Origin of the sequence: Acuticoccus sp., from assembly GCF_965213555.1 — a bacterium.
Taxonomy (GTDB): domain Bacteria; phylum Pseudomonadota; class Alphaproteobacteria; order Rhizobiales; family Amorphaceae; genus Acuticoccus.
In genome coordinates this window covers 672,401-697,209 of record NZ_OZ243890.1, presented here as the reverse complement: position 1 = coordinate 697,209, position 24,809 = coordinate 672,401, and the positions used below count along the sequence as shown (strand labels likewise).

The 24,809-nt window shown below is 70.2% G+C and carries 18 protein-coding genes, 1 tRNA gene and 1 pseudogene; 15 read left to right on the top strand and 5 right to left on the bottom strand.

Annotation, left to right across the window (positions count from 1 at the left end; genetic code table 11):
* Positions 1 to 40 precede the first annotated feature (40 nt).
* Positions 41 to 2,212, top strand: coding sequence for an NAD-dependent DNA ligase LigA (ligA, locus tag ACOOE8_RS03550; RefSeq protein WP_420393492.1), 2,172 nt, complete (start codon positions 41 to 43; stop codon positions 2,210 to 2,212).
* Between the two features lie 112 nt (positions 2,213 to 2,324).
* Here ligA and ACOOE8_RS03545 read toward each other — a convergent pair whose 3' ends face one another.
* Positions 2,325 to 3,014 carry a hypothetical protein gene (locus ACOOE8_RS03545; RefSeq protein WP_420393491.1) on the bottom strand — a complete coding sequence of 230 codons (690 nt, stop codon included), beginning with the start codon at positions 3,012 to 3,014 and terminating at the stop codon, positions 2,325 to 2,327.
* A 131-nt stretch (positions 3,015 to 3,145) separates the two neighbouring features.
* On the opposite strand from ACOOE8_RS03545, the gene ACOOE8_RS03540 reads away from it, so the two are divergent.
* The 6 genes from ACOOE8_RS03540 (at position 3,146) to ACOOE8_RS03515 (ending at position 8,984) form a co-directional block, all read left to right on the top strand.
* A tRNA-Ala gene (locus ACOOE8_RS03540) sits at positions 3,146 to 3,221 on the top strand.
* 216 nt (positions 3,222 to 3,437) lie between these two features.
* Entirely contained in the window at positions 3,438 to 4,337 is a 900-nt protein-coding gene (locus tag ACOOE8_RS03535; protein WP_420394617.1) for a GDP-L-fucose synthase family protein, read from the top strand.
* Between the two features lie 92 nt (positions 4,338 to 4,429).
* Positions 4,430 to 5,695, top strand: a complete 1,266-nt coding sequence (locus tag ACOOE8_RS03530; RefSeq protein ID WP_420393490.1) for a glycosyltransferase — start codon at positions 4,430 to 4,432, stop codon at positions 5,693 to 5,695.
* A gap of 28 nt (positions 5,696 to 5,723) precedes the next feature.
* Positions 5,724 to 5,963: a hypothetical protein gene (locus ACOOE8_RS03525; RefSeq protein ID WP_420393489.1), complete on the top strand. Its 240-nt coding sequence runs from the start codon at positions 5,724 to 5,726 to the stop codon at positions 5,961 to 5,963.
* A 22-nt stretch (positions 5,964 to 5,985) separates the two neighbouring features.
* The gene (locus tag ACOOE8_RS03520) at positions 5,986 to 7,041 is read left to right on the top strand and encodes a glycosyltransferase (RefSeq protein ID WP_420393488.1); all 1,056 of its coding nucleotides are present in this window, start codon (positions 5,986 to 5,988) and stop codon (positions 7,039 to 7,041) included.
* 104 nt (positions 7,042 to 7,145) lie between these two features.
* A complete protein-coding gene (locus tag ACOOE8_RS03515; protein WP_420393487.1) occupies positions 7,146 to 8,984 on the top strand; it encodes a hypothetical protein in 1,839 nt (612 codons plus the stop codon).
* 188 nt (positions 8,985 to 9,172) lie between these two features.
* On the opposite strand, the gene ACOOE8_RS03510 is transcribed toward ACOOE8_RS03515, so the two are convergent.
* Together ACOOE8_RS03510 and bcp are read right to left on the bottom strand one after the other, a co-directional pair.
* Entirely contained in the window at positions 9,173 to 11,038 is a 1,866-nt protein-coding gene (locus ACOOE8_RS03510; RefSeq protein ID WP_420393486.1) for a family 16 glycosylhydrolase, read from the bottom strand.
* Between the two features lie 444 nt (positions 11,039 to 11,482).
* Positions 11,483 to 11,950: a thioredoxin-dependent thiol peroxidase gene (gene bcp, locus ACOOE8_RS03505; RefSeq protein WP_420393485.1), complete on the bottom strand. Its 468-nt coding sequence runs from the start codon at positions 11,948 to 11,950 to the stop codon at positions 11,483 to 11,485.
* Between bcp and ACOOE8_RS03500 the strand changes: the two genes are divergently transcribed.
* Positions 11,925 to 15,278: an AsmA-like C-terminal region-containing protein gene (locus tag ACOOE8_RS03500; protein WP_420393484.1), complete on the top strand. Its 3,354-nt coding sequence runs from the start codon at positions 11,925 to 11,927 to the stop codon at positions 15,276 to 15,278. The two genes, bcp and ACOOE8_RS03500, sit on opposite strands and share 26 nt — an antisense overlap.
* A gap of 6 nt (positions 15,279 to 15,284) precedes the next feature.
* Here the strand turns inward: ACOOE8_RS03500 and tyrS are convergent, their stop codons facing one another.
* On the bottom strand, positions 15,285 to 16,523 hold the full coding sequence (tyrS, locus tag ACOOE8_RS03495; RefSeq protein WP_420393483.1) for a tyrosine--tRNA ligase: 1,239 nt from the start codon (positions 16,521 to 16,523) through the stop codon (positions 15,285 to 15,287).
* On the opposite strand from tyrS, the gene ACOOE8_RS03490 reads away from it, so the two are divergent.
* Positions 16,504 to 17,646, top strand: coding sequence for an anhydro-N-acetylmuramic acid kinase (locus ACOOE8_RS03490; RefSeq protein ID WP_420393482.1), 1,143 nt, complete (start codon positions 16,504 to 16,506; stop codon positions 17,644 to 17,646). The genes tyrS and ACOOE8_RS03490 overlap by 20 nt on opposite strands.
* Here the strand turns inward: ACOOE8_RS03490 and ACOOE8_RS03485 are convergent.
* Positions 17,635 to 18,315 carry an alpha/beta hydrolase gene (locus tag ACOOE8_RS03485; protein ID WP_420393481.1) on the bottom strand — a complete coding sequence of 227 codons (681 nt, stop codon included), beginning with the start codon at positions 18,313 to 18,315 and terminating at the stop codon, positions 17,635 to 17,637. The genes ACOOE8_RS03490 and ACOOE8_RS03485 overlap by 12 nt on opposite strands.
* A 95-nt stretch (positions 18,316 to 18,410) precedes the next feature.
* Between ACOOE8_RS03485 and ACOOE8_RS03480 the strand changes: the two genes are divergently transcribed.
* From ACOOE8_RS03480 to ACOOE8_RS03455, 6 genes and pseudogenes are all read left to right on the top strand, one after another.
* The gene (locus ACOOE8_RS03480; protein WP_420393480.1) at positions 18,411 to 19,559 is read left to right on the top strand and encodes a cysteine desulfurase family protein; all 1,149 of its coding nucleotides are present in this window, start codon (positions 18,411 to 18,413) and stop codon (positions 19,557 to 19,559) included.
* Positions 19,560 to 19,615: 56 nt separating this feature from the next.
* A complete protein-coding gene (gene sufB, locus ACOOE8_RS03475) occupies positions 19,616 to 21,136 on the top strand; it encodes a Fe-S cluster assembly protein SufB (RefSeq protein ID WP_420393479.1) in 1,521 nt (506 codons plus the stop codon).
* A 7-nt stretch (positions 21,137 to 21,143) separates the two neighbouring features.
* Entirely contained in the window at positions 21,144 to 21,449 is a 306-nt protein-coding gene (locus tag ACOOE8_RS03470) for a hypothetical protein (protein ID WP_420393478.1), read from the top strand.
* A 78-nt stretch (positions 21,450 to 21,527) separates the two neighbouring features.
* Positions 21,528 to 22,285: pseudogene (sufC, locus tag ACOOE8_RS03465) on the top strand (Fe-S cluster assembly ATPase SufC).
* Positions 22,285 to 23,577: a SufD family Fe-S cluster assembly protein gene (locus ACOOE8_RS03460; RefSeq protein WP_420393477.1), complete on the top strand. Its 1,293-nt coding sequence runs from the start codon at positions 22,285 to 22,287 to the stop codon at positions 23,575 to 23,577. Before sufC ends, ACOOE8_RS03460 begins: the two are co-directional and overlap by 1 nt.
* Entirely contained in the window at positions 23,568 to 24,806 is a 1,239-nt protein-coding gene (locus tag ACOOE8_RS03455; RefSeq protein ID WP_420393476.1) for a cysteine desulfurase, read from the top strand. The genes ACOOE8_RS03460 and ACOOE8_RS03455 overlap by 10 nt, the downstream gene beginning before the upstream one ends.
* Positions 24,807 to 24,809 lie beyond the last annotated feature (3 nt).

Sequence of the window (24,809 nt, the reverse complement as noted above, 5' to 3'; positions counted from 1 at the left end):
CCGGTCCGCGCTAACTGGGCGCCCGAGGAGGATCGCAGCGGTGCCGCGACGCAAGACGACCGAGACGACTAAGACGACCGTGCCGAAGCCGCTCGACGCGGCCGCCCGACACGCGGCGCTCACGGCGGAGATTGCCGAGCACGACGGGCGCTACTTCCAGGAGGACGACCCGGCGATCTCGGATGCGCAGTACGACGCGCTGCGCTGCGAGCTCGACGCCATCGAGGCGGACCATCCCGAGCTCGTCGACGGCACCACGTCGGGCATCGGCGCAGCACCGTCGGGGGCGTTCGCGCCGGTCGAGCACGAGCTCGAGATGCTGTCCCTCAACAAGGCGCTCGAGGCGGCGGAGGTGGCCGAGTTCATCGCCCGCGTGCGCCGCTTCCTCAAGCTGCCGGAGGAGGGCGAGCTCGTCACCACGGCGGAGCCCAAGATCGACGGACTGTCGATCTCGCTGCGCTACGAGGACCGCCGCCTCGCCGTGGCCGCAACGCGGGGGGACGGCCACACCGGGGAGAACGTCACCGCCAACGTCGCCCACCTGCCGGCGATCCCGCAGCGGCTCGCTGCGTCCGCGCCAGACCTCTTCGAGGTGCGCGGCGAGGTGTTCATGACGCACGATGCCTTCGCCGCGCTCAACGCGCGCCTCGCCAAGGAGGGCAAGCGCACGGTGGCCAACCCGCGCAACGCCGCCGCCGGCTCGCTGCGGCAGGTGGATCCGGCCAAGACCGCCGAGCGGCCGCTGGAGTTCTTCGCCTACGCCTGGGGGGTGGCGAGCGCGGTGCGCGCCGACACGCAGCACGGCATGCTGGAGGCGCTCGCCGACTACGGCTTGCCGGTGAACCCGCTGACGCGGCTGTGCCGCTCGCTGGAGGAGATGCTGGCTGCCTACGCTGCGGTGGAGGAGGCGCGCTCACGGCTCACCTACGACATCGACGGGATGGTCTACAAGCTGGACAGCCTCGAGCTTCAGCGCCGGCTCGGGGTGCGCGAGCGGCGGCCGCGCTGGGCCATCGCCCACAAGTTCCCCGCCGAACGCGCGATCACCACGCTCGACGCCATCGAGGTCCAGGTGGGCCGCACCGGCTCCCTTACCCCGGTGGCAAGGCTTGCCCCCATCACCATCGGCGGCGTCGTGGTGCGCAACGCGACGCTGCACAACGCCGACGAGGTCGCCCGGCTCGACGCGCGCGTCGGCGACACCGTGGAGATCCAGCGCGCCGGCGACGTCATCCCCCAGCTGGTGCGCGTCCTCACCGAGCACCGCCCCCCCGACGCCGAGGCCTTCGCCTTCCCCGAAGAGTGCCCGGTCTGCGGCAGCCAGGTGGTCGCGGAGATGAACCCGCGCACCGGGCGGCCGGACGTCGTGCGGCGGTGCACCGGCGGCCTGGTCTGCCCCGCCCAGCAGGTGGAGCGGCTAAAGCACTTCGTGAGCCGCGCCGCGTTCGACATCGAGGGGCTCGGCGCCAAGCAGATCGAGGCGTTCCACGCGGACGGGCTGATCGCGACCCCGGCCGACATCTTCACCCTCGCGCGCCGGGACGCCGAGGCGCCCGCAGGCCAGCGGCTCATCGACCGCGAGGGGTACGGGAAGGTGAGCGTCGACAACATGTTCGCCGCCATCGAGGGCCGCCGCACCATCGCGCTGCGCCGGCTGATCTACGCGCTCGGGATCCGTAGGGTGGGCGAGATCTCCGCGCGAACCCTCGCGCGCCACTTCCGCTCCTACGCGCAGTTCAGGCACGGGATGGCGGCGCTCGCGGCCGCCGCCGCGGCGCGGCACGGCGCCGCCGACGAGGACGAGGCGGTGCACGAGGGGGACGGCGTGCGCGCCGAGCTCGAGGCCATCGACGGCATCGGCGGGGTGGTCGCGGACGCGCTGGAGGCGTTCTTCGGCGAGTCGCACAACGTCGAGGCGCTGGACGCGCTCGCGGCAGAACTCACCATCGAGGACGAGGTCGCCCGTCGCGTGGCCTCGCCCATCGCGGGCAAGTCCGTCGTGTTCACCGGCTCGCTCGAGGCCATGACGCGGGACGAGGCGAAGGCGCGGGCGGAGATGCTGGGCGCGCGCGTCGTCGGCTCGATCTCCGGCAAGACCGACATCGTCGTGGCCGGGCCCGGCGCCGGCTCCAAGCTCGCCAAGGCCGAGGCGCTGGGTCTCACCGTGTGGGACGAGGCCGCATGGCTCGCCAACTGCGGCGACGCGAGCTAGAGCGGTTTGGGGTTACGCGGAACCACCTTACCGCAACAAGACCGCTCTTAATCAAGGAGCTAGAGCATCTTATCTGGGTCTGAGGAGACCCAGGCTGCTCTAGCGCTTCGGCTTACCACAGCCCCAGGCGGCGGCGCGACAGGTCGAGCACCTTCGCGCTGCCGCGCGCCTCGCGCAGCCGGGCGAGGAGCGCGCGGTCGCGGACCGTCGCCGCGGTGATGACGGCGGCGACCTCGGCATTCTTCGGCACGCGGCCGTTCTCGCGGAAGGCGTCGACGTCGAGCGCGCTGCGCTGCAGGTCGAGCCGGCGCTCCAGCATGCGCGCGAACGCCTGCGGATGGTCCGGGAAGCCGATGAGGAATGGCATTGCCCGCAGTCCGGCGACGATGCCGTCGATGGTCGCGCTCGCCCCAGGCGGCCGCAGGTGGCTCGCCATCGCGCCGGTGATGGGCTGCGCCTCCTCCACCGCGCCCTCGAACGCCTCGCGCAGGTCGAAGGTGTGCGGCAGCCAGTGGAGCGGATGGCGAGCGTCCCGGCGCCATGCCGCCCACGCCACGGTCGTGCGCGACACCGGATCGCTGACCATCGTGGCGAACAGGCGCGCCCCTGGGAGGCTTGCGAGGTCGGCGAGCGCGGCCCTGCCGCCGACCACCGCGTAGCGGCTCGGTGCGTCGGGAGCGGCAAGGTCCGCCATCGTCGCGGTCTGGCCGAGCCAGCCGACGCGCTCCTCCCCGAGCGCGTCGCGGAAGGCTCGAAACGCCAGGCGTCCGGCCCCGAAGGGGATCTCGATGTAGACGATCACGCAGCATTCCAGACGTAACGGTCCGCGATGGCATGGGCGCCGGCCGCGGTCGTGGGGAGCCGGCGCCGAGCCGGAACGCGCCGGCTGGCGCAGTTGACTTTGCCGACGCCCCCTCCCATACCGGCGCGCACGGGGCCGTAGCTCAGTTGGGAGAGCGCTGCAATCGCACTGCAGAGGTCAGGGGTTCGAATCCCCTCGGCTCCACCAGGGCCGCACGACCAGGCGCACACACCGCCACATCACTGGTTGCGTCCTGCTCTCGTCGTCACGAGCTGGCAGCGGTCGCATGAGCGGCCAACATCTGGCATAACCCGTTGGAAACGCAACCTGCGCTCCTGGCTTGGGCGTGCATCCGGCGGGGATCACTTGGGCACGGTCTACTCACTCGAGGGCAAGCGCGTGTTCGTGGCGGGACACCGCGGCATGGTCGGCGCAGCGCTCGTGCAACGGCTCGAGTCGGAGCCGTGCAAGGCGGTTCTCACCGTGCCCCGGGACGAGCTCGACCTGCGCGACGCGCGCGCCGTCGGGGCGTGGCTCCAGGCGCACCGGCCGGACGTCGTCTTCGTCGCTGCGGCGAGGGTCGGCGGCATCCTCGCCAACGACACGCAACCGGCCGACTTCCTGTTCGACAACCTCGAGCTCGAGGTCGCGCTGATCCGCGGTGCGTTCCGCGCCGGCGTCGAGCGGCTCGTGTACCTCGGATCGTCCTGCATCTACCCCAAGCACGCGCCGCAACCGATCCGCGAGGAGGCGCTGCTCACCGGCCCCCTCGAGCCCACCAACGAATGGTACGCGGTGGCCAAGATCGCCGGCATCAAGATGTGTCAGGCGCTGAGGCGCCAGCACGGCGCGCGCTACATCGCGGTGATGCCCACCAACCTCTACGGTCCCGGCGACAACTTCGACCTCGCCACGAGCCATGTCATCCCTGCGCTGATCCGCAAGGCGCACACCGCGAAGGAGGCGGGGGCGCAACAGATGGTGGTCTGGGGCTCGGGCACGCCGCGCCGTGAGTTCATGCACGTCAACGACTGCGCTGCAGCCATCGTGCACGCTGCGACGCACTATGACGGCGAGGAGCACGTCAACATCGGCACCGGCGAGGATGTCACGATCCGCGAACTCGCCGAGCTCGTGATGGAGGTCGTCGGCTTCCACGGCCGGCTGGAGCTCGACCCCACCAAGCCGGACGGCACGCCGCGCAAGCTGATGGACGCCTCGCGCCTCGCCGCGCTCGGCTTCGCACCGCGGATCGGCCTGCGCGAGGGGCTCGCGTCGACCTACGTCTGGTTCCGCGAGCACGAAGTCCCCGCGCTCGCCTGATCGACGTTGTCCGAACTGCCATCCCATCCTCCTCATCGGCTGAAGTGCGACCGATCCTGCGCGCTTCGCCCTGTCGGTCCGCCGGTCTCGCCGTGGTGAAGGTCACCGTGGCGACGGTGGCGCTCAATGCGGCTGACGACCTCCCGCTGACGCTGGAGAGCGTCCTTGCCCAGGACCACGACGACCTGGAGCTCCTCGTGGTGGACGGGGCGAGCTGGGACGACACGCCCGGTGTGCTGACGCGCTATGGCGATGCCATCGACCGCGTGGAGGTGGTCGAGGACGGCGGCATCTACGTCGCCATGAACCACGCCGCCTCGGTCGCTTCGGGCGAGTTCGTGCTCTTCATGAATGCCGGGGACAGGTTCCACACCGAGCGGTCGCTCTCCAAGCTCCTCGCCCGGACACGGCCCGACGCGGACGTCGTCTGGGGCAACCACGTGTGGCGCGACGGCGCGGTGGAGGTCTTCCGCATCGCGATGGATCCTGGAACGCTGCTCGGCGAGCTTAGGATCGGCGCCGTCGGCCCACGATGGATCGCGCGCTTTCCTGCACACCAGGCGACGTTGACGCGCACCGCGCTCCTGCGGTCGCTGCGCTACGACACGGTCTGGCGCCTCGCGGCCGACCACGACCTCCTCCTGCGCGCGCTCCACGGCGGCGCCGTCGGCCAGTACGTGGACGAGGTCGTCGCGATCTACGCGTCCGGAGGCCTGTCCCATCACCGCGCGGCGCTGTGCCGCCTAGAGTGGAACGCCATCTACCGCGCCTTCAGCGAGCGTCCCAAAGCGGTGGACGCGGCGTTCTACCCGCACGGGTCGCCGTTCGCGGGGACGCCCTCGCCGCTCGCCGGCGGCGTCGTCGGGGGCCTCGTCGTCGAGCCTGGGGCGACGGCGCCGCCGGCCGAGGCCTGGGTCGGCGCCGCCGGCCTGACGCTGCGCACGCCGACCCACGCGCTCGCCCGCGAGGTCCGCCTGCACGGTCGCAACGACGCGCCCGGGCAGCACCTGGATCTCGCCGCCGGAGGTCGGTCGCTCGGCGACGCCGCGCTCGCGCAAGGCCCGTTCGATCTCGTCGTCGAGTTCGACCCGCCGCTCGGCCCGGGCACGCTGTTGGAGGCGGTCCCGCGCGAGGTGATGCGCCACCCCGACCGGGCGGAGATCGTCGCCTTCGTCCTCTCCGGCGTCGCGTTCGCGAGCGGCGGCGCCCCCGCGCCGCTGCCGCTGCGCGTCCCCATGAATGTTCAGCTCCGACGCGCCCGAGGCGGTCGCGACCCACCTGTCGCGCGGCTGGTGGCTGCCCGAGCCGCACCACGTGTGGACGCGCGGGCCCTGCGCCGAGCTTTGGCTTGCCTCTGAGGCGCAGGCACGGCACCTGACGCTGCAGGTGCGGGCCAACCCGGCGGTGCCGGGGCAGACGATGGCGGTCAGGATCAACGGCGAGTGGGCCGGGGAGCACGCCGCCGGCGGCGGGGACGTCTGCCCGGTGGTCGTCCCGCTGGTCGGGTCGGCCTGGCGTTCCGGCGGGGCCACGAACCGCATCACGCTGCATCCTTCGGCGAGCAGCAGGGTCGGTGCCGACGAGCGCAACCTCGGCGTCGCCCTCGTCTCCACGGAGCTGTCGTGAGGCTCGGCTCAGGTCGCCTGCCGTGAGGATCGCCTTCGTCGGCCACGCCTTCCATCGGCGGACGCGATCGAGCGGCTTCTTCCTCGACATCCTCCGCAGGCTCGGCACCGTCACCGAGCTCGTCTCCTCGCCGGACGCCATCGGGCTCGCCGACGACCCCATCGTCGCGCACTACTTCGAGGCGAGCTACGACCTCTGGGTGTTCTACCAGACGGAGTACGTCGCAGCTCGGCTGATCCCGCACCGCCTGCGCAACGCGGTGCTGGTCCCCATGGAGGACGGCGTGCACGCTCTGCCGGACGATCACCTGCGCCAGTTCGTCGGCTGCCGGTTCGTCACGTTCTGCCGCGCGCTGCACGAGCGCCTGCAGCGGCTGGACCAGCGCTCCTTCGCCTTCCAGTACTGGCCCGAGCCGGCGCCGCCGATCGAGCGCACGTTCGACCGCGGATCATGGTCGGCCTTCTTCTGGGAGCGCCGTCCGCGCGACGTGCCGAACCTTGCGAGCGTCCTGGCCCAGTGCCGCGCGCTCGGCATCGGAAGGCTGCACGTCCACGCCGCGCCGGATGTGGCCGCCGACGGGCCTGCCGCGGGCTACGCAGGGCGCAACCGCGTCGCGGGCGTCGAGCTCACCACGTCGACCTGGTTCGAGGATCGTGCACGCTACGACGAGCTGGCTGGGGCTCCGCAGTTCGTCTTCGCGCCGCGCCTCCGCGAGGGGATCGGGCTGCCGATCCTGGAGGCGATGGCCCGCGGGCAGGTCGTCCTCGCGCCGGACCTGCCGACGGCGAACGAGGTCGTGGGACACCTCGCGAGCGGCATCCTTTATGACCCCGCCCGTCCCGCCGCGCTCCCCGAGCTGACGGCGGAGCGAACCGCCGAGCTCGCGGTGGCGGCGCGCCGGAAGGCGGCGTTCGGCCGACGCGAATGGGAGGAGGACGTCGCCCGGCTCACCTCCGTCCTGCTCGACGACGGGCGCCGCTGGCCGGACGGCGACGTCGCGGCTCACCTTGGAGTGCGGCTGCGACGGGCCGCGCGCGGACGGCGGTCCGGACAGCCCCGGGGAAGCCCGCCTGCGTAGGGTCAGGTGCGGCCTGTTCGATGGGCGACGAATCAGGCACCCTGTTGTTAACGAGCAAGGTGCGGCGCGTCGCGCCGGCCACCTTCTAGCGGAGGGGTAGCGTCATGAGCGATGCCGAACTCACTCGCGATCGCGACCGGATTCGCGCCTGGGCGGAGGCGCGCGGCGGACGCCCGGCAGTGGTGTCGGCGACTGCAGGCGACAAGCGGCCCGGCGCCCTTCTGCGGTTCGACTTCGCGGGGAAGTCGAAGGGGCTCGACGACACGTCCTGGGACGAGTTCTTCAAGGTTCTCGACGACAACAAGCTTGCAGTCCTCCTCCAGGAGAACACGAAGTCCGGCAACACGAGCCGCTTCGCCAAGTTCGTGGATGCGCAGGAGCACGGCGTGGAGGTCGCGCCGGCCAGGCCACAGCGGGCGCGCAAAGGGGCCAAGGCAGGCTCCCAGGCAACGGCCGAGGGCTCGGCGGCATCCGAACCGCAGCCGCGTGGCAGGAAGGCGGCGAGGACGGCCGAGCCGGACCACGCGGCGGCGGACGAGCGGGGCAGATCGACCCCCTCGAAGGGCGGCGCAACGGGCTCCTCCGAGCGTGGCCGGAGCGGGGCAGGGCGCCGATCGTCAGCCGCCGGCAGCGAAGCGGAGCCGTCCGGAGGGGGCGACCGCGACCCTGCGCAGGCGGTGACCACGCGCGACCACGGGACGATCCGCGAGTGGGTCGAGGCCCGAGGGGGGCGTCCCACCGTCGCAAAGGGGACGCGCGGCAAGAAGGCTGGTGGGATCCTGCGCATCGACTTCCGCGAGCCCGACGACAAGCTTGCCCAGGTCGACTGGGACGAGTTCTTCGAGGTGTTCGACCGGTCACAAGCTGCGTTCCTGCACCAGGACCGCACGAGGGGCGGCAAGCTGAGCCGGTTCAACAGGTTCGTCGACGCTGCGGCGAACGCGCCGCACGTGGACGGCGTCGCTGGCAAGGGGCGCGCACCGGGGAAGGCGGCGTCCGCCAGCGGCGCAACCACGACGCGGGCGTCGGGTGCAGGGTCGGGAAGGCGCCGGGCCTCACCCGTCGCGGCTGAGGAGGGGGCGTCGGGGACGCAGCGTCCGGCGAACACCTCACGCAAGGGGGCGAGCGCCAAGGGCCGGGCCGAGCACGTCACGAGCGGGACGACGTCCTCCAAGACGAGCGCCTCGTCGTCCGCGAAGGGCGGCTCGTCCGCCGAGCGCACCGCCTCGGCGAAGGACGCTTCGTCCGGGAAGGGCGGCTCGTCCGCCGAGCGCACCGCCTCGGCGAAGGGCGCTTCGTCTGCGAAGGGCGGCTCGTCCGAGAAGGATCACGCTTCGACGAAGGGCTCCTCCGCGAAGGGCTCCTCCGCGAAGGGCTCCTCCGCGAAGGCCGCGAAGATGGCGAAGCGCGACCGCGCGTCGGGCGCGTCGGGGGGCGTGGGGACGGCACGACGAAGACGCCACGCCGGCGCGCAGCAGGAGGCCGCGGCGCAGGCGAGCGATCAGACGCAGGCCAAGCGTTCCCACAACGGACGTCGGCACGGTTCCGCCCAGGGCAAGCGCGCAGAGGCGGAGGAGGCGTCGGCTCGCAAGGAGGAGGCGCCCGGTCGGCGCGCGCGATCGGACGCCGCCGCCGGCACGGCCCGCCGCAAGGCTGCCTCCAGCGACGACGGCTCGATGACGACCACCGACCACACCCGCATCCGCGAGTGGGTCGAGGCTCGCGGTGGACGACCGAGCCACGTGACGGACACGTCCCAGGCGGGCGACCTCGGCGTCCTGCGAATCGACTTCCAGGCGCCGGACGACGGTCTCGCATCGGTGGACTGGCGCGCGTTCCTGGAGGCGTTCGAGGAGAAGAAGCTCGCCTTCCTCTTCAAGGAGAAGACGAAGTCCGGGAAGGTCAGCCGGTTCTGTAAGTTCATCGACCGCGATCGCGGCTGAGCCCGCCCCCTCGCACCCTTCAGAAGGCTCAGGGTACGCGATCCTGCGCGCGGCAGCATCACGCTCCATGACGACGGACCGTTCGCCGGCTTGGCGCCGTCGCCGAGCCGCGACAGCACCCCTTCGTCGTCCTCCAGCCGAGCGGGCCCTCCGAAGTCCATTCCGCTCGGCGGCTGCGGCGCGTCGCTTCACACGAGGATGAAGTCGACGTCCACCTGCGCCAGCAGCGTGCCCGCCGCGCCGTCGGAGCTGAACGCGGAGGCGGTGACCGAGTACTTGCCGAGCCCCATGCTGCCATCGAAGTAGTTGCCCCCGGCGTCCCCGAACAAGGCGTATGGGGTGTAGCTCTCGATCTTGGTCTTGTTGAGCGCGCCGCTGACGTCGAACCGGATGCTTTCGGTCGTCCCGAAGTCGTCGGCGTCCGAGGCAACCTCGGCGAGGATCGAGAGGCGCTTCGTCTGCGCTACGCTCACGTCGATGATGTCGCCGCCGTCGATCTCTTCGATGATCGTGTCCGTCTTCGTGTCGATGAGGAAGAGCTTCAGTCCGCTGGGGACGGACGGCGGCGCCGAAGGAACCTTGCTGCCTCCTGCAACCACGATGGAGAAGGCGAAGGAGGCCGCGTCGAGCACCGGGCCGGCGGCCTGGGCGCCGGTGAACGCGGTCGTCGTAAGTGCGTAGCTGCCAGCGGCAAGCCCACCCTTGGCGGTGAGGTCGCCCCCGCTGTCGCCATACAGCGCGTAAGGCGCTCCGCTCTCGACCTTCGCCAACGTCGTGGCGCCCGACAGGTCGAACTTGATGCTTCCGGGTCGACCGGCGCCGTTCGATCCTGCCGTGGGCCGCGCGACCAGGGTGAGGTCGTCGATCTGCCCGGCGGTGACCTCCAGCGTGGCGCCGTCCTCGACCCGTGCGATGACGGTGTCGGTCGACGCGTCGACGAGCAGGACCTCGATGGCGCCCGCGTGCTGCTTCGGCAGCGGCACGCCCTCCTCCTTCACCGTGAAGGTGAGGTCCGCAGCGCCGAGCAGCGTGCCGAGGCCGTCCAACTGGGTGAAGGCTGCGGCGTCGATCTCGTATGTCCCGGCGCTCAGCGCCTTGGAGCGAAACCAACCGTGATCGTCGCCGAACAGCGCGTAGGGGGCGTAGTTCTCCACCTTGCTGCCGGACACTGGGCCGGAGAGTTCGAGCGTGATGCTTTGCTCGCGCACGCTCGTGTCCGCGACGGCGGCGATGATGTTGAGCGCCTTCATCTGCTTCGCCGAGAGTTCGATGACGTCGCCGTCGTCGATCACCTCGATGACTTCTTGGGTGCGCGAGTCGATCAGCGAGACGATGAGCGATGAACGCAGCGCAGGCTCGCCGGCGCTGCCCTTCACCGGATCGACGACGGGGGCCGGGCGCTCGGCCGGCAACGGCTCGTAGGAGACCGAGCGGACCGTCACCGACGTCTCATCGAAGGATGCGGGACCGAGCAGGCTCGGGTACCCGGCCCACGCGTTGAAGATGATCTTGCTCTTGACGTCCGGCACCGGAGTTCCCGGATCGAGCACGTCGAGGAGCAGCCGGTCGTCGGCGAACCAGCGGATGCTGTCGTCCTGCCACTCGATCGCGTAAGTGTGGAACCCGTCCGCTGCGTCGAACCCAAGGTCCACCCACTCGCTCGAGCTCTGGCCGTCGTAATGCCAGCTCAGCAAGACTTTGGTCGTATCTTTGCCGAGGAACTCGAAGTCGATCTCGTTCCAGATCGTGCCGTGCGCCGGTCCTGTGTACAGGAAGAACCCGGTATCGACCCCGCTCTCGCCCGAAGCGCGCAGCTCAGCTTCGAAACGCCCGTAGCCGAACGCCTTTCGCGTCGTGATCTCGCCGCCGGTGTAAGACTTGCCGTTGAGGTCGTCGTCGCTCAGCCGGAGCGTGACTTCGCCGTCACCTTGCTTGATGTAACTGGGGCTGAACGAAGTATCGATCCACGCTTCATTGATTGTATGATGCGCGTAATACCAAATTTTTGAGTCGATCGTGTTGAACGTATCGTAGAATGATGTAGCTTGCTCCACAGCTATTTCACCTTCCCGTTGAGACACAGCGGATCACGGATGCCGGTCGTTGTTGTTCAGGAAGATCTTTGGATCTGAACTATGAAGTCGACCAAGCTTTAACGTGGTTAACACTACTACGAGCTGTCGTCGAGTCGTTTCGCATGGAGCAAATATTATTACGTTTAGGATGTTGTCTGCGTTGTAGTGCAGCCGCTAGCCATGAAGAAGAGCTATAGCTATGAGCTCGTGCATTTAAATGATTGATGGTGCGGCGACCGCGCCGCACCATACGCGACCCATGTGCATGGCTGCTGCGAGCGCAGCGCATGACGAACGCGACTGCCGACGCCCGGGGGGGTCGTACGCCTTCAAGATCAGCCGGTTAACGGGGCTCCGCCCGTGCCCGTCCGGTGAGCCGGACCGACCTCTGCGGGTCGAGGAGGGGCAGCAGGCGTGCGGCGGTCAGAGGGCCTGTGCAGCCTGGAGCACGGCGTCCGCGTGCCCAGGAACCTTCACCTTGCGCCAGACCTTGGCGACCGTCCCATCCTTGTCGAGGAGGAACGTGGAGCGCTCGATCCCCATGTACTTGCGTCCGTACATCGTCTTCTCCGCCCACACGCCGTAGGCCTGCGCGACGTCCGTGGATGTGTCGGAGGCCAGGGCGAAGCCGAGGCCGTTCCTCGCCTTGAAGGTGTCGTGGCTCGAGACCGGATCCGGCGAGATGCCGACCAGCGCGACACCCGCGGCGTCGAACGCACCGGCCAGCTCGCTGAACGCGATGGCCTGCTTGGTGCAGCCGGAGGTGTTGTCCTTGGGGTAGAAGTAGACGACCACCGGCTTGCCCCGGTAGCCCGACAGCGCGACGGTGGATCCGTTGTCGCCGGGCAGCGTGAAGTCCGGCGCGGTGGCGCCCTCCTCGATCGTCGTCATGGCTTGGCTCACACGTTCCGTCCGTCGGTCGCCCAAGTGTTACCGACCAAACGATCCTGAAGAAAGGTGCGCAACAGGACGCGCTCCACGAGGTTCTTGTCCCATGGATCGACCGACGACCTCGACCGTCAGGCAGTCCCTGCGGCGCCTGCCGCGTCGTCAGATCATGTCGCTCGCGGTGCTTTGTCTGCTGGCCGTCGCTGCAGCACGCCTCGCGATGGCGCCGATCGCCCTGCCGGTCGCCGGCCTCGTGGAGCGAGCGGCGGCGGATCGCACCGGGCTCGAGCTGTCCATCGACCGCGTCGCCGCGCGGGTCTCGCTGGACGGGGTCGCGCTCGTCCTGAACGACGTCGGGACCGACGCGGCGACCATCGGTCGCGTCGTCCTGCGGCAGGGCTGGTCTGGCCGCACCGTGACCGCCGAGGACGTCGCGCTGCGCCTCGCGCCGCCCGCGGGCGATCCCGTCGTCCCGCCTGCGCCAAGCGAGGCGCTTGCGGCGCTCGACGGTGCGCTGGCGCGGGTGCACGCGGCGCTGGGGGCGGCCGGCGTCGAGCGGGCACACGTGACCGGCGGACGGATCGACCTCACGACGGCACAGGGCAGGGGACCGTCGTGGCGCGGCATCGAAGCCGAGGTGGTCGCCCATGAAGGCCTCGTCGCCTCGGTGCGGATGGACGGCGCCGAAGGCCCCGTGTCGCTGAGGGTCGAGCGGGCGGAAGGTCCCGCAGGCATCGAGCTCAAGGCGCAGCTAGCCGGGCTCAGCCCGATCGACCTCGCACCCGCAGGTCCCGTCGTCCACGGCTTCGCCATTTCCGCCGAACTCGACGCCGTCCGTCCGCGCGCCGGACCGACGGAGGCCCGGCTGTCCGTCGGGATCGGCGGTGGCACGCTGGTGTTCGGTCCCGATCCGCCGCGGGTCTTTGATGGCGGCGACCTCGCGTTCGAGCTCCGTGGGGACGGTCGCACGCTAGCGTTGCTCCCGTCGACCTTCCGCGCCGGCGGTTCGACGGTCGTCGTCGAAGGCACCATCGTCGCCGGCGTGACGCCCGACGCACCGTGGGTCTATGACATCACTGCGCCGCACGCCCGGCTGCACTCCGCCGACCTCGACAAGACGCCGGTGACACTGAGCGAGGTCGTCGCGGGCGGGCGGATCGATTTCCCCGGGCAGCTCGTCCACCTCGACAGGCTCCGTGCGGTCGCGCCGACCGGCAGGATCGACGCGGCGATGACGTTCGACCTGTCGCCCTCGGGGCCCGCCCTCTCTGGCGCCGCGCGCATCGGCTCGTCCACCGTCGATACGCTGCTCGGCACCTGGCCGCCGGCCATCGCCTACCCGGCGCGCGACGCGATCGCGCGCACCGTCCTCGGCGGGATCGTGCGCGGCGGCGATCTGGAGATGGCGCTCGACGCCCTCGAGCTCGACCCGGACCCGCTGACCAAGTCCGAGATGGAGGGCAGGCTGTCGGTGGACGCCGACTTCCTCGCCGCGACCTTGACCGCGCCCGAGCTCCCCATCGCGGTGACGCGGGCGGTGGGGGTCCTTCGCCTGCGTGACGAAACGATGTCGTTGCAACTCACGGGTGGGCGCGTCACCACTGCACACGGCGACCTCATCGTCAGCGAGGGGGCGTTGACGATCCCGGCGCTCGGCGCCGACCCCGCCGAGGCGAACATCAGCGCAACCTTGGAAGGGCCGCTGTCCGCCGTCGCCGCCCTCGCCGCGACGCTCGATGTGCCAGCCCTGGCGAAGTCGCCCATCGACCCCAACGACGTCGTGGGCACCGTGCGTGCGACCCTCGCCGTTTGGACGCCGCTGCGCGCCGGCGTGACCATGGACGAGCGGCGCTGGTCCATCGACGCCGTCCTCACCGACGCCGGCTCGACGCAGGAGATCGGCGGGCAGGCCTTCGCCGATGCGGACCTCGAGGTCCTCATCAACCCGCGTCGCCTCGCCGCCCGCGGCACTGCCACCATCGACGGCCTCAGGGTCGACGTGAACTACTCCGAGGTGTTCTCAGGCGACCGCAGCGGCGCCGCCCGCTTCGTCCTCACCGATCGGGACCGCCGCGCGCACGGGTTCGATACCGGGAGCTTCCTGACGGGACCCGTGGTCGTCACCGTGGAGGCGGACGGGCCGGCGCGCTCGTTCTCCGCCGACCTGTCGGAGGCGGCCGTGGAGCTGCCCGGGGTCCGCAAGCCCGCGGGGGAACCCCTGTCCGCAGAGGGGCTCGTCGCGGCGGAGGGTGAGGACGAGCCGCGCGCGCTCGACGTGGAAGATTTCAAGATGGAGGGTGGGGGCATCTCGCTTGCCGGACGCATCAGCGTCGACGACGGCGCCTTCGAGGAGGCAGTGTTCGACCGCTTCGCCCTGTCCGATGGCGACCGCGCGCAGCTCTCCATCACCCGCGACGGCGAGCGCTACGAGGCGCGGTTTGACGCCACCACCTTCGACGCCCGCCGCCTGGTGCGCGCGATGACGGGCGGCCCGAACGAGCCGTCCGGTGGGGAGGGGGACGACGGTCCTCCGGTGGCGCTGCGCGCGACGGCGGAGCGGGTTCGCGTCGGCGAGGCAGCGACGGTTCGCGAGCTCCAGTTGCAGGCCGTGCGCGCCGACGGGTCGCTCTCCGAGCTCTCCGCCTCCGGCCGCCTCGACGGGACGCCGGGCGGCGCCTTCGCGGCGACCCTCGCGCCTGAGGCTGCCGGCTCGCGCGACCTCGCGGTGGAGATCGCCGACCTCGGCCGCGTGCTATCCGCCTTCGGGATCTACGAGCGGATGCAAGGGGGCCGCACGCACGTCGCGGCGAAGCTTTCGGCGGACGGGACGATGGAGGGCACGCTGACGGCCACCGACTTCGCCTTTGCCAACGAGGTGACGCTGGAGGCCATCATCGCCCGCACGCAGCGCATCGCGAGCCGTGAGGGCAGCGGGCCGAACACGTCGGCGCTCGCCTTCCAAGCGCGATCGAACCCCTCGACGGCGCTCACCTTCGACCTCCTCAACATCGCGTTCGTCAAGCGGGGAGACGTCGTGACCGTGCGCGAGGCGATCCTGCGCGGCCCGGTGATCGGGGGCACCGCCAACGGCACCGTCGACCTCGGCACGGGCGAGCTGCGCGTCAACGGTACGCTGATCCCAGCCTACGGAGTCAACAACCTGTTCGGCCGACTGCCGCTGTTCGGCGAGATCCTCGGCGGCGGCGACGATGGCGGCCTGATCGGCGTGACGTTCCGCCTTTCGGGTCCGCTCGACGGGCCGCGCCTCCTGGTCAACCCGCTGTCGGCCGTGGCGCCGGGCATCTTCCGCAGGATCTTTGAGTTCCGATGACCGCGTTCAGACGGCACGCAGGAGCGCGTGGCGCTTGCGGCCGAGGGACAGCTTGACGGTGCCGTCGACGAGGTCCAACTCGGTGAGGACGCCCGTGTCGCTGGTCAGCCGCGCGTCGTTGACCCTGGCGCCGCCGCCCTGCACCGCCCGGCGTGCCTCCGAGTTGGACGCTGCAAGCCCGGCGCGCACGAACGCGGCGAGGACGCCGAGGCCGACGAGATCGCCGTGCGGCAGCTCCACCGTGGGGAGGCCCTCGGCGAGCCCGCCGGCCTCGAACGTCGTCGCCGCCGTCTCAGCCGCCGCCGTGGCAGCCTCGGCGCCGTGCACCAAGGTCGTGACCTCGTTGGCGAGCGCCTTCTTGGCCTCGTTGAGCTCGGCGCCCCGGAGCGCGGCGAGGCGGGCCACCTCCTCGAGCGGCAGCGTGGTGAACAGCTTGAGGAAGCGCTCCACGTCGGCGTCCGCCGTGTTGCGCCAGAACTGCCAGTACTCGTAGGGGCTCGTCATGGCGGCGTTGAGCCAGACAGCGCCCTCGGCGGTCTTGCCCATCTTCGCACCCGACGCCGTGGTGATGAGCGGCGAGGTCAGGCCGTAGAGCTGCGCGCCCTCCACGCGCCGCCCGAGGTCGACGCCGGACACGATGTTGCCCCATTGGTCCGACCCGCCCATCTGCAGCGTGCAGCCGTACCGGCGATAAAGCTCCACGAAGTCGTAGGCTTGCAGCACCATGTAGTTGAACTCGAGGAACGACAGGGGCTGCTCCCGGTCGAGGCGCAGGCGCACCGAATCCATGGTCAGCATGCGGTTGACCGAGAAGTGCCGTCCGACGTCGCGCAGGAACGGGACGTAGTCGAGCTCGTCGAGCCACTGCGCGTTGTCCGCCGCGATGGCGCCACCCGGGCCGTCGAACGTCACAAACCGCTCGAAGATGGCGAAGATGCTGCCCTTGTTCGCCTCGATGATCTCGGGCGTAAGGAGCTGGCGCGAGGTATCGCGGCCGGAAGGGTCGCCGATCTTGGTCGTGCCGCCGCCCATGAGCACGATGGGCCTGTGCCCGGTGCGTTGCAGCCAATGGAGCAGCATGATCTGGACCAGCGAGCCGACGTGGAGCGAGGCTGCCGTGCAGTCGAAGCCGATGTAGGCGGTGACGGTGCCGTCGGCACAGGCGGCGTCGAGGCCGTCCTCGTCGGTGATGCCGTGGACGAAGCCACGGGCTTGGAGGGTGCGGATGAACTCGGAGCGGGCCATGGCCGATGCCGTGGCATCGAACGCCGCTGAGGGCAACATGCGCGCCGTCGGCGTCATCTCCGGCACGTCGATGGACGGGGTCGACGTGGCGCTCGTCGAGACCGACGGCGAGGCGAGGGTGGTCCGTGGCCCGTCGGCGATGCGCCCCTACACGGCCCCGGAGCGCTCCGCGATCCGTGCCGCCATGGCGGACGCCGCGGCGGCGCCCGACGGGGCGCACCGCACGCCGTTGCTCGCCGAGGCGGAGCGCGTCGTCACCGAGGCGCACGGCGCGGCGGTCGCGGACTTCCTCGCCGAGGTCGGGACCGTCGACCTCGTCGGCTGGCACGGGCAGACCGTCGCCCACGCGCCGGAGCGGGGGATGACGATGCAGCTCGGGCGGGCCGGCGAACTCGCGCGGCGGCTTGATGTGTCCGTGGTCTCCGACTTCCGCTCGGCGGACGTCGCGGCCGGCGGGCAGGGGGCGCCGCTCGTGCCGGCGTACCACAGGGCACTGGCGTGGCAGGCGGGGCTCGAGGAGCCGGTGATGTTCGTCAACCTCGGCGGCGTCGCGAACCTCACCTTCATCGACGGCGAGGCGCTGATCGCCTTCGACACCGGCCCCGCGAGCGCGCTGATCGACGACGCGATGTCCGAGGCCGGAGAGCCCTACGATGCGGGTGGTGCGACCGCAGCGCGCGGCATGGTGGACAAGGCGGCGCTTGGCGCGCTCATGGACCACCCCTACTTCGCCGCGCCGTTCCCCAAGTCGCTGGACCGCGACGCGTTCGACCCCTTTCCCGTCGCACGGCTCGCGCTGCCGGAGCGGGTTGCGACGCTGACACGCTTCACCGCCGAGGCGCTCGCCGCCGGCGTCCGGCTGCTCCCGCGTCCGCCGACCACGGTCGTGCTGTGCGGCGGCGGCACGCACAATCGCACCATGGTGCGCTTCATCGAGGAGGCGCTGGGGGTGAAGGTGGCGTCGGCGACCGACCTCGGGTTCTCGTCCGATGCGATGGAGGCCGAGGCGTTCGCCTACCTCGCCGTACGCTCGCGGCGTGGGCTGCCCATCACATTCCCCACGACGACGGGCGCGCCGAGGCCCCTCGCCGGTGGACGGCTGACGCTGCCGTCAGCTGGCTGACGAGGGCAACGCCGCGGCTGGCTCGGGGACGCGACCGAGCCTGCGGTCGAGGTAGCCGGCGCAGAGGCCGACGACCTCGTCGACCTGGTTGTCGAAGAAGTGGTTGGCGCCAGGCACCACGGTGTGCTCGATCTTGATGCCCTTCTGAAGCTTCAGCTTGTCCACCAGCGTCTGCGTATCCTTGGGCAGCGCCACGCGGTCGCGGTCGCCGTGCACGATGAGGCCGGAGGATGGGCAGGGCGCGAGAAACGAGAAGTCGTGCAGGTTGGCGGGCGGCGCAATGGACATGAAGCCCTCGACCTCCGGTCGACGCATGAGGAGCTGCATGCCGATCCAGGCCCCGAACGAGAACCCGGCGATCCAGCAGCCCTGCGCCTCGGGGTGCACGGCCTGCAGCCAGTCGAGGGCCGAGGCGGCATCGGCGAGCTCGCCCGCCCCGTGATCAAACTCGCCCTGGCTGCGTCCCACCCCACGGAAGTTGAACCGGAGGACGGTGAAGTTGCGCTCCTTGAACATGTAGAACAGGTTGTAGATGATCTGATGGTTCATCGTGCCGCCGAAGTGCGGGTGCGGGTGGAGCACGATGGCGAGGGGGGCCCGCCGGTTCGGTGAGGCCTGGACGCGCCCCTCGAGGCGACCGGCGGGGCCGGTGAAGATCACTTCAGGCATCGGGCACCTGGCTGTTGAGCAAGGAGGCGCGTTATCCATCAGGCGACCCCTCAAGATCAAGGCAAATGACCCAGCGTCGGAGCGCCCAGGAGCCCTTGCCCCGCACCCCGCCTCCCAGGCTCTACCTCGACTGGAACGCCGGCGCGCCGACCTCCCTCGCCGCCCGCCGCGCCGTGCTCGCGGCGCTCGAGGCCGGCGGCAACGCGTCATCGGTCCATGCCGAGGGCCGCGCGAGCCGAGCCATCGTCGAGCGCTGCCGTGCCAAGCTCGCCCTGCGGTTCGGCGTCGCGCCGGACGCCGTGACGTTCACCTCCGGAGGCACCGAGGCGAACACGACGGTGCTCTCACCCGGAGTGACGGGCCGCGGCGGGCGTGGCGTCGAGCGGCTGGTCGTGGGGGCGACCGAGCACCCGAGCGTCGTCGCTGGCGGCCGCTTCATCGGGCGCGACGTGACGCTGGTCGGCGCGGACGGCGCCGGCCGGCTCGACCTCGCTGCCTACGACGAGGTCTTGGCCCGCGATGCGCGCCCCGCGCTGATCTCGGTCATGGCGGCCAACAACGAGACCGGCGTCATCCAGTCCCTCGGCGCGGTGCAAGCGCGCTCGCGCGAGGCGGAGCGCGGGGACGACGTGCTGCACACCGATGCCGTCCAGGCGTTCGGGCGGCTCCCCGAGCGCGACATCCTCGGCGACGTCGTCACGATCTCCGGCCACAAGATCGGCGCGCCTGCGGGCGTCGGTGCGATCATTCGACGGGGCGACGTGGCCGTGCCTGCGTTGGTGCGCGGCGGCGGGCAGGAGCGCGGCGCCCGCGGAGGCACCGAGAACGTCGCGGCGATCGCAGGGCTCGACGCCGCCCTCGACGAGCCGGCGGCGGACCCCTCGGCCTGGGCCGAGACTTCGGCGGCACGGGACGAGTTCGAGGCAGACCTCCTCGACGCGTTCGCGAACGCCACCATATTCGGGTATGACGCACCAAGGCTGCCCAACACGAGCCTGTTCGCGCTCGGCGTCCCTGCGGAGGTTGCGCTCATCGGGCTCGATCTCGCGGGCTTCGCCGTCTCGTCGGGGGCGGCGTGCTCGTCCGGCAAGGTGGGGCCGAGCCACGTGCTCGCCGCCATGGGCGTCGCGCCGGAGCTTGCCCGGTGCGCCATCCGCGTCAGCGTCGGGCCGACGGGCGCACGGGAGGCGCTGCGGCGTTTTTTGATGGCGCTTCGACAGGTCATTGTGCCAATGAGCACCTGACCTAAATCTTAGAACGTGTCCAACCTACGGGCCTTGAACCCGTGCGGAGGGAATTGATGCCAGCAGTCCAGGAGACCATCGACCGGGTCGCCGCGATCGATGTCGACAAGTACAAGTACGGCTTCATCACCGACATCGAGTCCGAGAAGGCCCCGAAGGGCCTGTCGGAGGAGGTGATTGCGTTCATCTCCGCCAAGAAGGGCGAGCCCGAGTGGATGCTCGAGTGGCGGTTCGAGGCCTATCGACGCTGGCTGACCATGGAGGAGCCCGAATGGTCCTCCGTGCGCTACCCGAAGATCGACTTTCAGGACATCTACTACTACGCCGCTCCGAAGGTGAAGGACAACCCGACGTCGTTGGACGAGGTCGACCCCGAGCTCCTGCGCACCTACGAGAAGCTCGGCATCCCGCTCAAGGAGCAGGAGATCCTCGCCGGCGTGCGCCGGCAGGACGAGCCGTCCGAGCTCGATGAGGAGGGCGCGCCGGCCAAGCCCTACGGGCGCGTTGCGGTCGACGCGGTGTTCGATTCGGTCTCGGTCGTCACCACGTTCAAGAAGGAGCTCGCCAAGGCGGGCGTCATCTTCTGCTCGATCTCCGAGGCGATCCGCGAGCACCCGGACCTCGTGCGCAAGTACCTCGGGTCGGTGATCCCCCAGTCGGACAACTACTACGCCACGCTGAACTCCGCCGTGTTCACCGACGGCTCGTTCGTCTACGTGCCCGAGGGCGTGCGCTGCCCGATGGAGCTGTCGACGTACTTCCGGATCAACGAGCAGAACACCGGGCAGTTCGAGCGGACCCTCATCATCGCGGAGAAGGGGTCCTACGTCTCCTACCTCGAGGGTTGCACCGCGCCGCAGCGGGACGACAACCAGCTCCACGCCGCCTGCGTCGAGCTGATCGCGCTTGAGGACGCTGAGATCAAGTACTCGACGGTGCAGAACTGGTACCCCGGCGACGCCGAGGGCCGTGGCGGCATCTACAACTTCGTCACCAAGCGGGGCGACTGCCGCGGCGCCCGCTCCAAGATCTCCTGGACGCAGGTGGAGACGGGCTCCGCCATCACCTGGAAGTACCCGAGCTGCATCCTGCGCGGTGACGACTCCCGCGGCGAGTTCTACTCCATCGCCATCTCGAACGGGCACCAGCAGATCGATTCTGGCACCAAGATGATCCACCTCGGCAAGAACACGTCGAGCCGGATCGTCTCCAAGGGGATCGCGGCCGGCAAGTCGCTCAACACGTATCGTGGCCTTGTCCAGGCCCACCGCAAGGCGACCGGCGCGCGCAACTTCACGGTCTGCGACTCGCTCCTCATCGGCGACAAGTGCGCGGCGGTGACGATCCCCTACGTGGAATCGAAGAACGGCTCGGCCCAGTTCGAGCACGAGGCGACGACGTCGAAGATCTCCGACGACCAGCTGTTCTACGCGCGCTCGCGTGGCATCGGTGAGGAGGAGGCGGTGGCCCTCATCGTCAACGGCTTCGTGCGCGACGTCATCCAGCAGCTCCCCATGGAGTTCGCGGTGGAGGCGCAGAAGCTCATCGGCGTGTCGCTGGAAGGGTCGGTGGGGTAGCTCTGCGATGGTCGATGCCGTGGATCCCGGGCAAGCGATCGACCGAACCGAGCGCGAGCTTCACCTGCGCAAGATCGACGCGGAGATCGCACAGCTCAACGCATTGACGGCAAAAATCATTGCCGAGGCGACGAAGCGGATGGACGCTGAAGTCGTAAGGATGGCGACCGACGCTCAGAAGGTGGACGCCGAGATCGCGAAGATCAATACCGAGACACGGCTCTACCCTTTGCTGCAGGGGGCGACGATCGTCGGTGGATTGGCTGCGCTGGTCGGCGCCCTCGCCGCCCTCATCAAGGTTCTGACCGCCTAAGCCGTCGCGGTTCGCCGCGCGACGTGCGGGGTGTCGGACCGGACACCGGCTCATCAGGCGCACGTAAGAGATGCTTAGATGCTAAAGATCAACGACCTACACGCCGCCGTCGAGGACGGCGATGCCACTCGCGAGATCCTGAAGGGTCTGTCCCTCACCATCAATCCTGGTGAGGTGCACGCCATCATGGGGCCGAACGGGGCGGGCAAGTCGACGCTCGGGCACATCATCGCCGGAAAGGACGGCTACGACGTGACCGAGGGGTCGATCACGTTCGACGGCGAGGATCTGCTGGAGATGGAGCCCGAGGAGCGCGCCGCGGCAGGGCTCTTCCTCGCCTTCCAGTACCCCGTCGAGGTTCCCGGCGTGGCGACCATGACGTTCCTGAAGACCGCGCTCAACGCCCAGCGCGAGGCGCGGGGGCAAGCTGCGATGTCGACGCCGGACTTCATGAAGACGGTGCGCGCGGCGGCCGACAAGCTCGGCGTCAAGCAGGAGATGCTGCGCCGGCCGATCAACGTCGGCTTCTCCGGCGGCGAGAAGAAGCGCAACGAGATCATGCAGATGGCGCTCCTCGAGCCGAGGATGTGCGTGCTCGATGAGACCGATTCGGGCCTCGACATCGATGCCCTTCGCATCGTGTCGGACGGGGTCAACTCGCTGCGCTCGCCGGACCGTTCCTTCCTCGTCATCACCCATTACCAGCGGCTCTTGGACTACATCGAACCCGACCGCGTGCACGTCCTCGCGGACGGGCGCATCGTCCGGTCCGGGGGCCGGAGCTCGCCAGGGAGCTGGAGGCGCGCGGCTACGCCGAGTTCCTCCAGGCCGCGTGATGAGGGTGAACCCCACCGAGGCCGAGACCGCACTTTCGGAGCTCTACAACACCCGGCGCGCCCAGTTCACGGAGACGCCGCTCGCCGAGGCGCGGGCGCGGGCCTTCGAGCGCTTCGCCACCGCCGGGCTGCCCCACCGACGCGTGGAGGCGTACCGCTACACGGACCTGCGCACCCGGCTGCGGCAGCTCCCACCGATGGCCGCCGCGGTGGAGGAGGCGGAGCTGACGGGGCTTCTCGTCGCCCATCCTCCGGTGATGGACGGCGCGGCGCGCATCGTCATCGCCAACGGGCGCTACGACGAGCCGGCGTCGACCGCGCCGGCGCACGTCACGGTCCGGTCGATCCTCGACCCCGAGGCCGACACGTCCACGGTCGGCGCGCTGGTCGCCGACAGCGACGATCCGCTGACGCTTGCCAACGTCGGACTGTTCGACGGCGGCGCCGTCGTCCACGTGGCCGGGGAGGCGGGCGCGCCGCTCGAGATCCTGCACGTCGCGACGGGCGACAACCTCGTCATGGGCCGCGTCGCCGTGACGGTCGCCGAGGGGGCGCGCCTTTCGGTGATCGAGCGCATGATCGGCCAGGCCGGCACCGTCGACAACTCGCTGACCGAGCTCACCATCGCACCCGGCGCCCACGTCGACTGGGTGCGCCTCGCCGAAGGGGCGTCGGACGCGGCGGTGAACCTCTCCTCGCTCCACGTGCGGCTCGGGGAGGGGGCGCAGCTCGAGCACCTCACGGTGACGACGGGCAAGGGGCTGTCGCGCAGCCAGGTGTTCGCCCACGTCGCCGGCGACGATGCGGAGGCCAACTTCCGCGCCGCCACCGTCGCCCTCGGCAAGCGCCACGCCGACAACACGTTTGTCGTGCGCCACGACGCGCTCGGCTCGCGCTCGTCCGAGGTCTTCCGCTCCGCCGTTGGAGCGGGCGGCACCGCCATCATCCAAGGCCGCATCGTCGTCGATCCCGGCGCGCAGAAGACCGACGCGCGGATGATGTCGAACGCGCTCTTCCTCGACGACACCGGCGAGGTGGTCAACAAGCCGGAGCTCGAGATCTTCGCCGATGACGTGCAGTGCGGTCACGGCGCCACCTCCGGCGACTTGGACGAGGAGGCGGTGTTCTACCTGCGGGCCCGCGGCATCCCCGAAATCATCGCGCGGAGGCTGCTCGTCGAGGCCTTCGTGCTCCAGGCCCTCGACCGGGTGAGCGACGACACGCTCTCTGCCTTGCTCGCGGATCACCTGCGCGCCGCGCTCGCCGAGATGGGAGGCCGCACATGGACCTGACGCTCACGCGCACGCTCGACTTGGAAGCCGTGCGCGCCGACTTCCCCATCCTGTCGCAGCAGGTGCACGGCAAGCCGCTCGTGTTCCTCGACAACGCGGCCTCGGCGCAGAAGCCGCAGGCGGTGCTGGACCGCATCATGCAGGCCTACGCCGAGGACTACGCCAACGTCCACCGCGGCCTGCACACGCTGGCGAACCGCTCCACCGAGGCCTACGAGGGCGCGCGCGAGATCGTGCGGCGCTTCCTGAACGCGCTCGCGAGCGAGGAGATCGTCTTCACGCGCTCCTCGACGGAGGCGATCAACCTCGTCGCGCAGAGCTGGGGCATGCGCGAGGTCGGCGAGGGCGACGAGATCGTCCTCACCGTCATGGAGCATCACTCCAACATCGTGCCGTGGCACTTCCTGCGCGAGCGGCGCGGGGCGGTCCTCAAGTGGGTCGGCATCCACGAGGACGGCTCGCTCGACATGGACGCCTTCGAGGAGGCGCTGACCGAGCGCACCAAGATGGTCGCGGTCGTCCACATGTCGAACGTGCTGGGCACGGTGAACCCCGTCGCCGAGATCTGCCGCATGGCACGCGAGCGTGGCATCGCGACCCTCGTCGACGGCAGCCAGAGCGCGGTGCACGGCCCCGTCGACGTGCAGGAGATCGGCTGTGACTTCTTCGCCTTCACCGGGCACAAGCTCTACGGCCCGTCCGGCATCGGCGTGCTCTACGGCCGCCGCGCGATGCTCGAGGAGATGCCGCCGTTCCTCGGCGGTGGCGAGATGATCGCGAGCGTGACGCAGGACGAGGTGACGTACGGCGGGCTGCCGAATCGCTTCGAGGCGGGGACGCCGCCCATCGTCCAGGCCATCGGCCTCGGTGCGGCCATCGAGTACGTGGAGCGGCTCGGCTGGGATGGCGTCGTCGCCCACGAGGCGGAGCTGTCGCAGTACGCCCGGGAGCGCATGCGTGGCATCAACGCGCTGACGCTCTACGGCGAGGCGCCGAACCGCGGCGCGGTGTTCGCGTTCAACATCGACGGCGCGCACCCGCACGACGTGTCGATGATCCTCGATCGCGAGGGGGTCGCGCTGCGCGCAGGCCAGCACTGCACCGAGCCGCTGATGGCCGCGCTCGGCATCAACGCGTCCTGCCGCGCCTCGTTCGGGCTCTACAACACGCGTGCCGAGGTGGACCGCCTTGCGGAGGCCATCGAGAAGGCCCATAGATTCTTCGCTTGAGGA